We start from the raw sequence: 15,010 nt of genomic DNA, 5'->3' as shown, positions 1-15,010 counted from the left end.
GGCTGACTTCATGCATCGATCTTTATCACTACGTGCCGTGATTTGTTTGAGTACACTCCTGCCCGCATCGATCGTGTATGCCGCGCCGGATGCCGACATTGAAACGCTGAAACAGGAACTTCTAGAACTCAAACAGCGCTACGAAGTGCAGCAAAAAGCGCTGGCGGTATTGGAACAACGGGTTCGTCAGGTGGAAGATCAGCCGGCGACGCCCGCGCCCAAGCGCCTGGTCAAATCGCCCGCCGACCTCAGAAAAGGCACCACGGTGGCGGGCGCGCCAGGGGTTGGCGCGGGTGCAGCGTCGGGCGGTGCCGGTGGCGGCAGCTCCTACGGGCAAAGCCTCAAGGACGACTCGACCCCCGCGCAGAGCGTCAGCAACCTCTACAACGAGGCCAGCGGCTTTTTCGGCAATGGCAAGTTCAGCTTCGAGACGGGCCTCACCTACGCCCACTATGATGCGCGCCAGTTGACCCTCAACGGCTTTCTGGCGCTGGACTCGATCTTCCTCGGTAACATCAACCTGGACCGGATCAAGGCGGATAACTGGACCCTGGACCTGACCGGGCGCTACAACCTCGATAACCGCTGGCAGTTCGATATAAACGTGCCGGTGGTGTACCGCGAATCGACGTACCAATCCGGGGGGGCCAACAACAGCGGCACCACCACCTCGGAAGCTTCGGTCACCCGCGACCCGACCATCGGCGACGTCAATTTCGGCATTGCCTACAAATTCCTCGACGAAACCGACAGCTTGCCGGATGCGGTCGTATCGTTACGGGTCAAGGCGCCTACGGGTAAAGAGCCCTATGGCATCAAGCTGATCGAATCGCAGAACAACAGCAACCTGTATGTGCCGGAAAGCCTGCCCACGGGTAACGGCGTCTGGTCGGTCACACCGGGCATTTCCCTGGTCAAGACCTTCGACCCGGCGGTTCTGTTCGGTTCGCTGTCCTACACCCACAACTTCGAGGACTCTTTCAGCGATATCAGCTCCAATGCCGGCCAGAAAGTCGGTGGCAAGGTCAGCCTGGGTGACAGCTTCCAGTTGGGTGTCGGTGTTGCCTTCGCGCTGAACGAGAAGATGAGTATGTCGTTCTCGGTGTCCGACCTGGTGCAACGCAAAAGCAAGCTCAAACCGGATGGCGGCGACTGGCAGTCGGTGGTGTCCAGCGATGGCAACGCGGGCTACTTCAACGTGGGCATGACCATTGCGGCATCGCAGAACCTGACCATCGTGCCAAACCTGGCGATTGGGATGACGGATGATGCGCCGGACTTTACGTTTAGCTTGAAGTTTCCGTATTACTTTTGAGTGAGGGCGGGGGGGCAAGCCCGCTCGCCATAGTGGTGTGTCTGGACACAAGGAAAAGCCCCACAACGATAAGGGTCGTTGCGGGGCTTTTCGGTTTACCCGCCCTAGCGGATCTGGTGTTTGTGCAGCAACCGGTAGAACGTCGGCCGGGAAATCCCCAGGACGCGGGCCGCGACGCTCAGGTTGTCGCTGTGCCGGTTGAGCACATCGCACAGCGCCTGACGTTCGGCGCGGTGCTTATAGTCTTCCAGTGTAGCCATCGGCGGCGAAATTGCCTGTTCGCCCTGCAATCCCAGATCAGCGGCCTCGATCTGGCGTCCTTCGGCGAGCACCAGGCCACGACGCACACGGTTAGCCAGCTCTCTGACATTCCCCGGCCAGGCGTGCTCACCCATGGCGACCAGCGCATCGTCACTGAAGCTGCGCGGGCGGCGTCCGGTTTCCTGGCTGTAGAAACGCGAAAAATGGTTGGCCAGCATCGCTATATCGCCATGCCGTTCGCGCAAGGGGGCGGTGACCACCTGCAAGACATTGAGACGGTAATACAGGTCTTCGCGAAAGGCGCCCTTGGCCACCGCGGCCTCCAGGTCGACGTGGGTCGCGGCCAAGACCCGCACATCGACGGGAATCGGCTGACTACCGCCCACCCGTTCGATCTGTTTCTCCTGTAGGAAACGCAGCAGATTGGCTTGCAGCTCCATCGGCAAATCGCCGATTTCATCGAGGAACAGGGTCCCGCCGTTGGCCGCCTCGATACGCCCGATCTTGCGCTGATGGGCGCCGGTGAACGCGCCCTTCTCGTGGCCGAACAATTCCGACTGGATCAAATGTTCCGGGATCGCTCCGCAGTTGATCGCCACGAACGGCTTGGCGTGGCGCTGGGATTGGCGATGCAGGGTCTTGGCCACCAGCTCTTTACCGGTGCCGCTGTCACCCCGGATCAACACCGGGGATTCGGTGGGCGCCAGTTTGGACAACAATTTGCGCAACTCACGAATCGGTCGGCTGTCACCCAGCAACTCATGCTCGGGTTCATCCACCTGCGTGTAGCCCTTGCCGCGCAGACGCGCCATGCCAAACGCACGGCCCAGGGTGACCTGCACGCGGGCAACGTCGAACGGCAAGGTATGGAAGTCGAAAAACCATTCGCAGACAAAATCGCCCACGTTCTGCAGGCGCAGTACGTCTTGGCTCAGCACCGCAATCCACTCGGTACCGCTGCGGCCGATCAGCTCCTTGACCGCTTCGGGGCGCTCAAGGTGATAGGGCTGCAAACGCAGCAGGCCCACGTCGCAGGAACGGTCGCCCACCGACTCCAGCGCACAACTGTCAACCTCCCAGCCGGCGGCGCGCAAACCGGGTAATAGCGCGTAGCAGTCGTCACAGGGGTCGACCACAAGCAAGCGACGCTGCGCAGGTGTAACAATCATGACTAATCCTTGGCGTCAAAATTGCTGGGTTTATTTAGCGATAAAGTTATTTATAAACAAGGGTTTGTGACGCCTGACAGTTACACTAGCAAGACCTTGACGCGGCGCTTGTACCGTTTCGCTATAAGGATAGTCTGAAGTAGGCCGCTATTTTTCGACTGCTAAGCCATAGGTGCTTTCAAAAAACGGCGGCCGTTCAAAACCGATCACGTCTGCCGCCTATTCCATCCATTTTTTCCGCTGAACGCTCCTCGCAGCAGCTATTTTCCTCATTACGGACGCACCTCTCCTGCGCTGGAGAGCAAATATCGACGCGCCATCCAAAGGTTCGACAGGGCGAACAGCGTCACCATCTGAGCAGTGTTTTTCACCAAGCCTCGGAAACGCACTTTCGTATAACCAAACTGACGCTTGATCACTCGAAATGGATGCTCAACCTTGGCGCGAACCTGGGCCTTGGCTTTCTCGATCTTGCGCATCGCTTTGTACAGCGCGCTGCGTTTACCGTGTTTTTTGTAGGTACTGCGCCGGGCTGCAATCTGCCAGATGACGTGGCGTCCCGCATGCTCTTCGCGCTTCTCGACACCGGTATAGCCTGCATCGGCGCAGACCACGTTCTCAGCACCGTGTAGCAGTTTGTCGAGTTGGGTTATGTCCGCGACGTTGGCCGCAGTGACCACCACGCTGTGCACCAGCCCTGACTCATCGTCGACACCAATGTGAGCTTTGGCACCGAAGTAATACTGGTTACCTTTCTTGGTTTGATGCATCTCAGGGTCGCGTTTGCCGTCCTTGTTCTTGGTCGAACTGGGCGCATGAATCAGCGTGGCATCGACGATGGTGCCTTGTCGCAGCGACAAGCCACGGTCGCCCAGATAGCCATTGATCACGCCGAGAATACCAGCGGCCAACTCGTGCTTTTCCAGCAGGCGACGGAAGTTGAGGATGGTAGTTTCATCTGGGATCCGCTCCAGGCTCAGACCGGAAAACTGGCGCAAGATCGTCGTCTCGTACAGCGCTTCTTCCATCGCAGGATCGCTGTAACCGAACCAGTTCTGCATGAGATGAACCCGCAGCATCGCCATCAAAGGATAGGCCGGACGACCCCCTTCGCCCTTCGGGTAATGAGGTTCGATCAGGGCAATCAAACCCTTCCAGGGTACGACCCGATCCATCTCGATCAGGAACAATTCCTTGCGGGTCTGCTTGCGCTTACCGGCGTACTCGGCATCGGCGAAGGTCATTTGCTTCATTGAAAAGCTCGGCGATTGGTGTCCGGAGATTTTGCCAAATCAGGAAGTCTTTTTCAGGATTTCCATAAGTAAGGGCAAAAGCCAACGCAGGATGTTTTCGGCAAAAAAGTGATGTGCCGCCGAAACTTTCATTCGGCTTTTAAAACAGCCGCTTACATGACCCCCATCAGGGAAAGTTAAAATTTCTCGCACTAACATGTGACCCGTACCCCGTCATCGTGCATCAGTACAAGTAATCCGCCGTACGGTCAGCCCAACCGACGGCAATCACTTGAATGGGCAATGAGAGAGAAGACTCACATGAACGCTCCGCTCCGCATCAACGAAGCTCTTTTGATCGCAGACCGTGCTTTCCAGCCCTTTCAGTGCGTGGCCTGGCAAGATGGCAATGGCGCCCTCAGCCTGAGCGTCATCGACCGCACCAATAACCGTATTGGCAGCAAACAAGTGTCGTCGAGTACTTATACCGATCCGGCGCAATTGGAAGACTTGCTCTTGCAAGCCCGCGCCGAGCTCGACAAACATGGCTACCAGTTACAATCCTGGGAAATGCCGAAGTAATTCGAGACTGTAACGTGCGCTCATTGCCCGTCAATAAAACAATGAGTGCACGTTCTAGCGTTAGAGCGAAAGTTGCTTATCGCCCCGCAAGAATAAACCGCTCGAATGCCTCCGCCGCACCCTCTTCGATATTACTGCCAGTCACTACAGTGGCCCGACGCTTGACCGCTTCTTCCGCCTGCCCCATGGCAATCGACAACCCGGCCACTTCGAACATCGCCGGATCATTGCCACCATCGCCAATCGCTACCGTCTGTTCCAGCGCAACCCCGAGATGAGTCGCCAGGGTCTTCAAGGCTTCGCCCTTGTTGGCCAGCATCGCCGTCACGTCCAGATACACCGGTTGCGAACGTGATACCTGGGCCAATCCGTGCACCTTGGGCTGCAATTGCGCTTCCAATTGCACCAGCAGCTCTGTGTTGGTGCTGGCGGCGACGATCTTGTCGACCCGGTCCAGGAACGGCTCAAAACTCTCCACCCCCCGTGGCCCATAACCCAAGCCATGGGCTTCGCGCGGCTCCATTGGGCCAGGCGCGTCACGGCGCAGCCAGTCACCGTCGGCAAATACCCACACTTCCACATCCGGCTCGGCCGAGAACAGCGCCAGCGTCACCAGTGCGGCGTCAGCCGGCAGATAGTGAGCAACCAGAATGCTGCCATCCGGGTTGAACAGCGTGCCGCCGTTGAAGGCTGCGACCGGAATATCGATGGCAAACGTCTCGATCAGGTGCCGCATGGCCTTGGGCGGTCGCCCGCTGGCCAGGCTGAACAGCACGCCGGCTTCACGCAAAGCGCGAACGGCATCGGCGGTGCGCTGGCCGAGGCTGTGATCCGGATGCAGCAACGTGCCATCCACGTCACTGAGGATAAAACGGATGGGATGAATCGCCGCGTCACTCATCCGAGCGAATGCCAGGCACGGCCATCGCGGGCCAGCAACGCGTCGGCGGCGGCCGGTCCGTCCTCACCGGCTTTGTAGGCTTGAATTCCGCTATCTTCCTTCCAGGCGTCGAGGAACGGTTGCACTGCCCGCCAGCCGTTCTCGATATTGTCGGCGCGCTGAAACAAGGTCTGGTCGCCGGTCATGCAGTCATAGATCAGGGTTTCGTAACCTGTCGACGGTTGCATCTCGAAGAAGTCCTCGTAGGCAAAACCCAGTTCGATGTTGGCCACGTCCAGTGTCGGCCCAGGCCGTTTCGCCAGCAGGTCGAACCACATGCCTTCATTGGGCTGGATCTGGATTTTCAGGTGGGTGGGCTTGAGCTCATCGACCTCGGTGTCGCGGAACTGCGCATAGGGCGCCGGCTTGAAACAGATCACGATCTCGGTATCGCGAATGCTCATGCGCTTGCCGGTCCGCAGGTAGAACGGCACGCCGACCCAGCGCCAGTTGTCGATCATCACCTTGAGGGCCACGAAGGTCTCGGTGCTGCTGTCGGGGGCGACGTTGGCTTCTTCGCGGTAGCCGGGCACTGGCTTGCCGCCGATTTCGCCGGCGGTGTACTGGCCACGTACCGAGTTGGCCCGCGCATCCTCCGGGGCCCAGGGCCGTACCGCGCCGATCACCTTGGCCTTCTCTCCGCGCACTGCGTCGGCGCCGAACGCCGCCGGCGGTTCCATGGCCACCATCGCCAGTAACTGGAACAGGTGGTTGGGCACCATGTCGCGCAGGGTGCCGGTTTTCTCGAAGAAATTGCCCCGGGTTTCCACGCCGACGGTTTCGGCGGCGGTGATTTGCACGTGATCGATGTAGTGGTTGTTCCAGAACGCCTCGAACAGCACGTTGGAAAAACGGCTGACCAGGATGTTCTGCACCGTCTCTTTGCCCAGGTAATGGTCGATGCGATAGATCTGCTTCTCGCTCATCACTTTCAGGAGACTGGCGTTCAGCGCTTCAGCGGTGGCCAGGTCGGAACCAAAAGGCTTTTCGATCACCACGCGACGGAAACTGTGCTCGGTTTCCGTCAGCAGGCCGGCACTGCCCAGGCGCTGCACCACGTCACTGAAGAAACGCGGCGCAGTGGCCAGGTAAAACACCGCGTTGCCGGTACCGCTGTCGGCGATCTTGGTGCCGATGTCGGTGTAAGTGTTGTCGTCGAGGAAATCGCCCTTGACGTAGCTGATGCCGCTGGCCAACTGCGCCCAGAGTTGCGGGTCCAGGGCGTTGTCGGCATTGCCCTTGACCTTGCTGGCCGCTTCAGTGCGAATGAAGTCTTCAAGCTTCTTGGCAAAGTCGGCATCGCTGATGGCGTTGTGATCCACGCCCACGATGCGCAGGCCGGCACCCAGCAGCCCATCACGACTGAGGTTGTACAACGCAGGCATGAGCAGGCGCTTGACCAGGTCGCCATGGGCGCCAAACAGAAACAAGGTGGTGGGTGGAGCGGGTTCGGCCTTGGTTTTCTTGCCGTTGGCGGTCATTTTTTGGAAGTCTCCACGTGGCCGCCAAAGCCAAAGCGCATGGCGGACAGCATCTTGTCACCGTAGGTGCTCTGCTGGCGCGAACGGAACCGCGCGAACAACGAGGTGGACAGTACCGGCACCGGCACCGCTTGTTCCATCGCCGCTTCGATGGTCCAGCGGCCTTCGCCACTGTCGGCCACGGACCCGGAATAACCGTCGAGTTTCGGGTCGGTCGCCAGGGCATCGGCGGTCAAGTCCAGCAGCCAGGACGACACCACGCTGCCACGGCGCCAGACTTCGGCGATATCGGCGACGTTGAGGTCGAAGCGCTGGTCTTCGGCAAGGTTTTCCGAGTTCTTGGTCTTGAGGATGTCAAAGCCTTCGGCAAACGCCTGCATCATCCCGTACTCGATGCCGTTGTGGATCATCTTGACGAAATGCCCGGAACCCGCAGGGCCGGCGTGGATGTAACCGTGTTCGGCGCGTGGGTCGGCGGCGGCGGAACGGTCCTTGGTCCGAGGGATGTTGCCCAGGCCCGGCGCCAGGCTGGCGAAGATCGGATCGAGACGCTGCACGGTGTCGGCGTCGCCACCGATCATCATGCAATAGCCACGCTCCAGGCCCCATACGCCGCCGGATGTACCCACGTCGACATAGTGCAAGCCTTTTTCCGCCAGTGCCTTGGCCCGGCGAACGTCGTCCTTATAGTGGGTGTTGCCGCCGTCGATGATCACATCACCGTCTTGCAGCAATTCACTCAGTTCATTGATCGTATTTTCAGTAGGGTCGCCTGCTGGCAACATGACCCAGATGGTGCGAGGCTGCTGCAGCCCGGCGACCAGGGCTTTCAAGTCGGCGACGCCGGTGGCGCCCTCCTCGCTCAAGCCTTTGACAAATGCTTCGTTACGGTCGAAAACAACGGTGGTATGCCCATTGAGCATCAGGCGCCGTGCAATATTCCCGCCCATGCGGCCTAGTCCGATAATCCCCAGTTGCATGTGCTGATGCTCCTAACTACAAAAAAATGTGTGACACAGTTTATAGCGCAATGAGGCTAATGAGGGTTAGTCCAGCGCAGATCGGCGTAGTTTCATGCCCAATAGTTGCCACTACTTCACCATCACGGCATAAAAAGTCACGCGACCACAAAAAATAAAAAAGTTCCCTTACCCGCGAAAAGAATTCAGAATCGCCTCCAACTGTTGCCGAGAACCTCGACTCAAGCGTTCTGGCACACCGCGACACACTGGCTATTTGCGAGGTAAGCAATGAGCACTGCACAGATGACCCGTCCGCCACAGACCCTCTACGTCACTCTCCGTCGCGACGAGTTACGCCAGTTGAAAGACGAGCGCGACCAACTGCAGCAGGAAGTCATGCGCCTGCGCGCGCATATCCTCCAAGCCCAACTGGATCAGCCCGCCGGTGCGCAACCTGCGCTCTGCTGAACCCGTTCAGCAATTTGTAAGATAACGGCTACAGAAATCTCACAAATTTTTCACATCCACCTCCCGATACTCCCGCGCTCAAGGGCCATCCCATGCAAGGGTGGCCTATGTTTGCGTGCAGTTATGCGTGTCGAGCAAAAGACTCACCGGGTTGGAGCGCTGGATGGCAATGTTCAAACGCAGCACTACGTCTGCGAAAGGTTTTGATTGGGCCGGTCTGGGCTGGCTGTTTCTGTTTTTCTGGTATTTCTCCGGCATTACCCAACTGCTGATCCAGCTCAGCGGCACCTCCGGGTTCAGCGGTTTTCGCCAAGCGTTCTTCATGAGTGCCGTGTGGCTCGCGCCCCTGCTGATATTCCCTCGTCGTACACGCGTGCTCGCCGCCTTGATCGGCGTGGTGCTCTGGGCCTGCTCCCTGGCCAGCCTGGGTTATTTCTTCATCTACCAGCAGGAATTCTCCCAAAGCGTCATCTTCATCATGTTCGAGTCGAACATCTCGGAAGCCGGGGAATACCTCACCCAATATTTTGCCTGGTGGATCGTACTCGCATTCATTGCCCACACCGCTGTCGCGATTTTCCTGTGGACCCGGGTTCGCCCGGTGTATTTGCCACGCGGTCAGGCGCTGCTGGCGGCAACGGCGATCCTGGTGGCCATCATCGGTTACCCGCTGGTCAAGCAGATCGCGCGCAGTGACACCCTGGAAGATGCCATCGACCGCTTTGAATCGCGTATCGAGCCGGCCGTGCCTTGGCAGATGATCGTCGGCTACCACCGTTACACCCAACAGCTGGACAACATGCAAGGCATGCTCGACAGCGCCAGCCAGATCCCGCCCTTGACCAACCTCAAGGACAACATGGCCGGCCAACCCTCGACCCTGGTGCTGGTCATCGGCGAATCCACCAACCGCCAACGCATGAGCCTCTACGGTTACCCGCGCAACACCACGCCGGAACTGGACAAGCTGCGCGACCAACTGGCGGTGTTCGACAATGTCATCACCCCGCGCCCCTACACCATCGAAGCGCTGCAACAGGTGCTGACGTTCGCCGACGAGGAAAACCCGGACCTGTACCTGAAGACGCCGTCGATCGTCAGCGTGATGAAGCAGGCCGGCTACAAGACCTACTGGATCACCAACCAGCAGACCATGACCAAGCGCAACACCATGCTCACGACCTTTTCCGAACAGGCCGATGAACAGGTGTACCTGAACAACAACCGCAACCAGAACGCCCGCCAGTACGACGGCGACGTGCTGGAGCCGTTCTCCAAGGCGCTGGCTGATCCTGCCGAGCGTAAATTCATTGTGGTACACCTGCTGGGTACCCACATGAGCTACCAGTACCGCTATCCGCAGACATTCGAGAAATTCACTGACCGCCAAGGCGTGCCCGACGGGATCAGCGACGATCAACTGCCGGTCTACAACAGCTACGACAATGCGGTGCTGTACAACGACTTCGTGGTATCGAGCCTGATCAAGGACTACGCCAAGACCGACCCTAATGGTTTTCTGCTGTATCTGTCGGACCACGGCGAAGATGTATTCGACTCGGCCGGCCACGCCACCCTGGGGCGCAACGAAGGCAAACCGACGGCGCCGATGTACACCATTCCGTTCATGGCCTATGCCTCGCCGAAATGGCGTGAAAGCCACGACTGGAAGTTCGGCGGCGACCTGCAACGGCCTTACAGCAGCTCGCAATTGATTCACACCTGGGCGGATCTGGCCGGGCTGAGCTTCAATGAGCTGGACCGCAGTAAAAGTCTGGTGAGCGACAGCTTCACCCCACGCCCGCTGTTGATCGGCAACCCTTACCTGCGTGACCAGAAGGCCTTGATCGACTTCAGCTTGATCAAGCCGAAGAAGGCCACCCCGAACGATGTGGTACTGCAGGACAAGCCAGCCTTGTAACAGGAAGATAACAATCGTTCTCGTTAAAGCCTGAGGCTCTCCCCTCCTTGTCGCCTTTGAGCCAGCCCTCAACGGCGACAAGACGTTCCACGCTTTGAATTGGCGCCATGTGATGGCGCCTTTTTTTCGCCTGTCACTCGTTAAAGCGACTTGCTCCAGAACAACATGCGCCCATACGCCGGATCGAACATCGAATCATCGAAGCCAAACTTGCGGTAGGCCGATTGGGCCACGGCATTGCCTTCAAGCACTTCCAGGGTGATCTTGCAGCAGCCACGCTGCCGGGCAATTTCCTCGACCTTCTGCAGCATTTTCTGACTCAGCCCCAGACCACGAAACGGCTTCATCACCACCACATCATGGACATTGACCAGAGGGCGGCAGGCGAACGTGGAAAAGCCTTCAAAACAGTTCACCAGCCCCGCCGGCTCACCGCCGACGAATGCCAGCACACTGAAAGCATGAGGGCGCTTGGCCAGTTCGGCCGGCAGTTGCTCCAGAAGGTCGGCCGGCAGGCTGTGGCCTCCTCCCATGGGGTCTTGAGCGTAATGGTTGAGCACGCGGCCAATGGCTTCGGCGTGCACAGGGTTGCTGTAGCTGGCTTGCAGCACCAGGATATCTGGGGTGTCCATGTCCTTCCTCAATCACTACAAGGGAGTCGGTTCCCTTTGAGGCGGACGATTGTAAGCGTGGAGTCGGCAGCAGATGAAGGAGATTACCGACAAATAGCTGCCTGAAAATGCGAAGGTTACGCCGCCAGAAAACCGTGATCGCTCAATCCAGGTTTTTTTCCTACACGCCTTCGCCGAAGCGCTGCAGTTGCATTTCCTGCAGCCGGCTGAGGGTGCGACGAAAAGGAAAGGCCAGGTAGCCCTCGGTGTAAAGCTGCGCCAGCGGCACCCGGGCGTCGATGAACAACGGCACCTTACGGTCGTAGCATTCGTCCACCAAGGCGATGAAGCGACGCACGCTGTCATCGTGCACCGACAGTTGCGGCAACTCGCGATCACCGGCCACCACGCGCTCGGCGCCGTCCTCGGTGCCACGGGCGATGCGGCCCGGACGTTGTTGCGCGCTCAGGTTGGGGACCTCACCCAGCAGAATCGCGTTGAAGCGATCACACAGCAGCATGAAGTCCATCGCCGACAGCGGTTGCTCGCACAGGTCCGCGTAGCGGCACCAGAGCACGCTGTCGCTGGACTGCACCGCGACGATAGACCGATGGCCCACACTGATCGGCCCGCTGCTCACCGCCTGCCCTTCGCTCAATTGCCGGAACAGCGTGGCCAGCGCTTCGGGCTGATTGACCCAATAGCGCTGCAAGCCAACGCCTGGGTGCAGACGATGGTCTTCACCGCCATCCACCGCCACCACCTGCATGTGCTGCCTGATCGCCGCGATGCCCGGCAGGAATCGCTCACGGTTGAAGCCATCGGCGTACAACTGCTCGGGCGGCTGGTTGGAGGTGCATACCATCACCACGCCCTCCTCGAACATCACTTGGAACAGGCGGCCGAGAATGATCGCGTCACCGATGTCATTGACGAACAATTCGTCGAAGCACAGTACCCGCACTTCCCGGCTCAGCTCCCGCGCCAGCGCCTGCAACGGGTCGGGGATGCCGGTGAGCTGGAACAGACGTTGGTGCACCCAGCCCATGAAATGATGAAAGTGCTGACGCCGGGCAGGCACCCGCAGGCTTTGGTAGAACTGGTCCATCAACCAGGTCTTGCCGCGGCCCACCGGCCCCCACAGGTAAACACCGGTGATCGGCGAGCGGCCCTGATGCAGGGCGTCATGACAGGCTTGCAAGGCGTCCACCGCGCGGCGCTGGGCGTCGTCGGCGACGAAGCCCTGCTGGGCGATGGCGTGTTGGTAGGCGGTGAGAGGCGAGTCGAACTTCATGTGCGCGCGTATGACCTGCGGGAAAGTATCCAGTTGCGAATCGTGCCCTGAAAAAAACGGCGCGCTGTGATCCAACAGCGCGCCGCTTTTTTCAACGGTGCAATTTAAGCAAGGCTCTTGCTGACCACCTCGAACACATCGCTCGACAGCTCGCCGGAACCACGAATGCGCTCCAGCTCCGCCTTCATCAGCGCCTGGCGTGCGCTGTCGTATTTACGCCAGCGTGTCAGCGGTGCCAATTGGCGCGAAGCGATTTGTGGGTTGAAGCCGTTGAGCTGAATCACCAGGTCGGCCAGGAAGCGATAGCCCGAACCATCCGCGGCGTGGAAGTTGATCAGGTTCTGCCCGGCAAACGCGCCGATCAGCGCCCGCACCTTGTTCGGGTTCTTGAGGTTGAACGCCGGGTGCTCCATCAACGCCTTGACCCGTGCCAGCCCGCCCGGCAGGGTACTGCCGGCCTGCACGCTGAACCACTGGTCCATGACCAGCGGATTGTCCTTGAAGGTGTCGGCAAACACCGTCAGCGCCTGGTTTTTTTCCGCCTCGAACGGCGAGTTCACCAGCACCGCCAGCGCGGTGAGGCGCTCGGTCATGTTGTCGCTGGTGTCGAACTGATCCAGCGTCGCCGCCAGCACTTCGGGCTTGCCGCTGAGCATCAGGTACGACAGCGCAATATTCTGCAAGGCGCGACGGGCGAAGTGTTCGGCTGCGGCGACATAAGGCGTGCGCTTGGACAGCTCGCGATTGGCCTGGTAACGCGACCACAAGCCTTCGAACAGATGGTCGGCCAGTTGCTGGCGCGCGAACTCGCGAGCGGCGTGGATAGCCTCTACATCGGCGACGTCGCTGATTTCGGTCAGGTAGGCTTCGCCTGGCAACGAGAGCATTTCCGCGACCATCGCCTGGTCCAGACGTTCGTCGTTCAATACCGTGCGCAAGGCGTCGATCAGGCGCTGATCCAGCTTCAGCGGCTGACCCGCCTGATGCTGGCCGATCAGTTCCTGCAACACCTGCACGGACAATTGCTGGCCGGCATCCCAGCGATTGAAGCCGTCGCTGTCGTGCTGCATGAGGAACATCAACTGATCGCGGGAGTACGGGAAGCTCAGCTTCACCGGCGCCGAGAAGCCACGCAGCAGCGACGGCAATGGCTGCTCAGGGATATCGACGAAGGTAAAGGTCTGTTCGGCTTCGGTCACCGAGATCACGCGGGACGTGGCGCCGGCGGTGACTTCACCCGCCAGGCGCAGGGCGATAGCGGCGCCCTTCGCGTCCAGCAGGCCCACTTCCACCGGAATCACGAACGGCAGTTTTTCTACTTTATCCGGGGTGGCCGGGCAGCTCTGGCGGAAGGTCAGGCTGTAGGTTTTGGCTGCGGCATCGTAGGACTCGCTCACCGCCAGGCGCGGCGTACCGGCCTGGCTGTACCAGCGTTTGAACTGGGTCAGGTCGGCGCCGTTGGCGTCTTCCATAGCCTTGATGAAGTCGTCACAGGTCACGGCCTGGCCGTCATGGCGCTCGAAGTACAGGTCGCTGCCTTTGCGGAAGCCTTCGGCGCCGAGCAAGGTGTGGATCATGCCGACCACTTCCGAGCCCTTTTCGTACACGGTCAGGGTGTAGAAGTTGGAGATCTCGATAAAGCTGTCCGGGCGCACGGCGTGGGCCATGGGGCCGGCGTCTTCGGCAAACTGGTGGGTGCGCAGGTACGCCACGTCCTGGATGCGCTTGACCGTGGCCGAGTTCATGTCGGCGGAGAAGCCCGAGTCACGGAACACGGTGAAGCCTTCCTTGAGCGACAGTTGGAACCAGTCGCGGCAGGTCACGCGGTTGCCCGACCAGTTGTGGAAGTATTCGTGGGCGACGATGGCTTCGACCCGCTGGTGCGCGGCATCGGTGGCGGTTTCGGCACGGGCCAGCACGGCGCTGGAGTTGAAGATGTTGAGGCCCTTGTTCTCCATGGCGCCCATGTTGAAGTCGTTGACCGCAACGATCATGAAGATGTCGAGGTCGTACTCGCGGCCGTAGGTTTCTTCGTCCCAGCGCATGGATTTCTTCAGGCTGGTCATGGCGTGCTGGCACTTGTCGATATTTTCCGGCTCGACATAGATGCGCAGCGCCACGGTGCGGTTGGTCATGGTGGTGAAGCTGTCTTCGACACACCACAAATCACCGGCCACCAGCGCGAACAGGTACGCCGGCTTCTTGAACGGGTCTTCCCAGGTCGCCCAGTGGCGACCGTCTTCGCCCGGCCCGCTGGCAATCGGGTTGCCGTTGGAGAGCAGCACCGGGTAGCTGTGCTGTTCGGCGATCACCGTAGTGGTGAAGGTGCTCATCACGTCCGGGCGGTCGAGGTAATAGGTGATCTTGCGGAAACCTTCAGCCTCGCACTGGGTGCAGAACATGCCGCTGGATTTGTACAGGCCTTCCAGGGCGGTGTTGGTTTCCGGGTGGATACGCACGCTGGTGTCGAGCGTGAACGTGTCGCTGGTCGGGTGCAGGGTCAGGTGGCTGTCGGTCAGTTGGTAGTCAGCCGCCGTCAGTTCCCGGTCGCCCAGGTTGACGCTGAGCAGTTCAAGCTGCTGGCCATCGAGCACCAGCGGCGGCAAGCCGGCGCCGTGCTCGGGGTTGCGGCGCATCACCAGTTGCGCGTGGACCAGGCTGTGGTCCTCGAACAACTCGAAGGTCAGGTGTGTCTCGTCGATCAGGTAGTCCGGCGCCTGATAGTCCTTCAGGTAAATCATCTTCGGTTGTTCGGTGCGCATGGGTGGCATCCT

General features: G+C 59.7%; 12 protein-coding genes. 4 read left to right on the top strand and 8 right to left on the bottom strand.

Annotation, left to right across the window (positions count from 1 at the left end; translation table 11 throughout):
• Positions 1 to 10 precede the first annotated feature (10 nt).
• On the top strand, positions 11 to 1,315 hold the full coding sequence (locus tag ACLH0J_RS17030; RefSeq protein WP_411388229.1) for a hypothetical protein: 1,305 nt from the start codon (positions 11 to 13) through the stop codon (positions 1,313 to 1,315).
• A gap of 104 nt (positions 1,316 to 1,419) precedes the next feature.
• On the opposite strand, the gene ACLH0J_RS17025 is transcribed toward ACLH0J_RS17030, so the two are convergent.
• Positions 1,420 to 2,745: a sigma 54-interacting transcriptional regulator gene (locus ACLH0J_RS17025; protein WP_411388228.1), complete on the bottom strand. Its 1,326-nt coding sequence runs from the start codon at positions 2,743 to 2,745 to the stop codon at positions 1,420 to 1,422.
• A 272-nt stretch (positions 2,746 to 3,017) separates the two neighbouring features.
• Positions 3,018 to 3,998 carry an IS5 family transposase gene (locus tag ACLH0J_RS17020; RefSeq protein ID WP_198865554.1) on the bottom strand — a complete coding sequence of 327 codons (981 nt, stop codon included), beginning with the start codon at positions 3,996 to 3,998 and terminating at the stop codon, positions 3,018 to 3,020.
• A 300-nt stretch (positions 3,999 to 4,298) separates the two neighbouring features.
• Here ACLH0J_RS17020 and ACLH0J_RS17015 point away from each other — a divergent pair, with 300 nt between their 5' ends.
• Complete coding sequence (locus ACLH0J_RS17015) at positions 4,299 to 4,559, top strand: hypothetical protein (RefSeq protein ID WP_411388227.1); 261 nt, start codon at positions 4,299 to 4,301, stop codon at positions 4,557 to 4,559.
• 76 nt (positions 4,560 to 4,635) lie between these two features.
• Here the strand turns inward: ACLH0J_RS17015 and ACLH0J_RS17010 are convergent, their stop codons facing one another.
• The 3 genes from ACLH0J_RS17010 to gnd are packed head-to-tail and all read right to left on the bottom strand — an operon-like array spanning position 4,636 to position 7,960.
• Positions 4,636 to 5,460, bottom strand: a complete 825-nt coding sequence (locus ACLH0J_RS17010) for an HAD family hydrolase (protein WP_411388226.1) — start codon at positions 5,458 to 5,460, stop codon at positions 4,636 to 4,638.
• Positions 5,457 to 6,980: a glucose-6-phosphate dehydrogenase gene (zwf, locus tag ACLH0J_RS17005; protein WP_411388225.1), complete on the bottom strand. Its 1,524-nt coding sequence runs from the start codon at positions 6,978 to 6,980 to the stop codon at positions 5,457 to 5,459. The genes ACLH0J_RS17010 and zwf overlap by 4 nt, the downstream gene beginning before the upstream one ends.
• Positions 6,977 to 7,960 (bottom strand): phosphogluconate dehydrogenase (NAD(+)-dependent, decarboxylating), encoded by a 984-nt coding sequence (gene gnd, locus ACLH0J_RS17000; protein WP_411388224.1) that lies wholly within the window; start codon positions 7,958 to 7,960, stop codon positions 6,977 to 6,979. The genes zwf and gnd overlap by 4 nt, the downstream gene beginning before the upstream one ends.
• A 270-nt stretch (positions 7,961 to 8,230) precedes the next feature.
• Here gnd and ACLH0J_RS16995 point away from each other — a divergent pair, with 270 nt between their 5' ends.
• Complete coding sequence (locus ACLH0J_RS16995) at positions 8,231 to 8,410, top strand: DUF6026 family protein (RefSeq protein WP_411388223.1); 180 nt, start codon at positions 8,231 to 8,233, stop codon at positions 8,408 to 8,410.
• 163 nt (positions 8,411 to 8,573) lie between these two features.
• The gene (locus ACLH0J_RS16990; RefSeq protein WP_411388222.1) at positions 8,574 to 10,331 is read left to right on the top strand and encodes a phosphoethanolamine transferase CptA; all 1,758 of its coding nucleotides are present in this window, start codon (positions 8,574 to 8,576) and stop codon (positions 10,329 to 10,331) included.
• A 140-nt stretch (positions 10,332 to 10,471) separates the two neighbouring features.
• On the opposite strand, the gene ACLH0J_RS16985 is transcribed toward ACLH0J_RS16990, so the two are convergent.
• The 3 genes from ACLH0J_RS16985 to pepN form a co-directional block, all read right to left on the bottom strand.
• The gene (locus tag ACLH0J_RS16985; RefSeq protein ID WP_411388221.1) at positions 10,472 to 10,963 is read right to left on the bottom strand and encodes a GNAT family N-acetyltransferase; all 492 of its coding nucleotides are present in this window, start codon (positions 10,961 to 10,963) and stop codon (positions 10,472 to 10,474) included.
• Between the two features lie 160 nt (positions 10,964 to 11,123).
• Positions 11,124 to 12,236, bottom strand: coding sequence for a cell division protein ZapE (zapE, locus tag ACLH0J_RS16980; protein WP_411388220.1), 1,113 nt, complete (start codon positions 12,234 to 12,236; stop codon positions 11,124 to 11,126).
• A gap of 104 nt (positions 12,237 to 12,340) precedes the next feature.
• The gene (pepN, locus tag ACLH0J_RS16975) at positions 12,341 to 14,998 is read right to left on the bottom strand and encodes an aminopeptidase N (RefSeq protein ID WP_411388219.1); all 2,658 of its coding nucleotides are present in this window, start codon (positions 14,996 to 14,998) and stop codon (positions 12,341 to 12,343) included.
• Positions 14,999 to 15,010 lie beyond the last annotated feature (12 nt).

This window comes from Pseudomonas sp. MPB23, assembly GCF_046605395.1.
GTDB lineage: Bacteria > Pseudomonadota > Gammaproteobacteria > Pseudomonadales > Pseudomonadaceae > Aquipseudomonas.
Note: the sequence above shows the minus strand (reverse complement) of the source record. Positions and strands in the feature narration are given on the sequence as shown.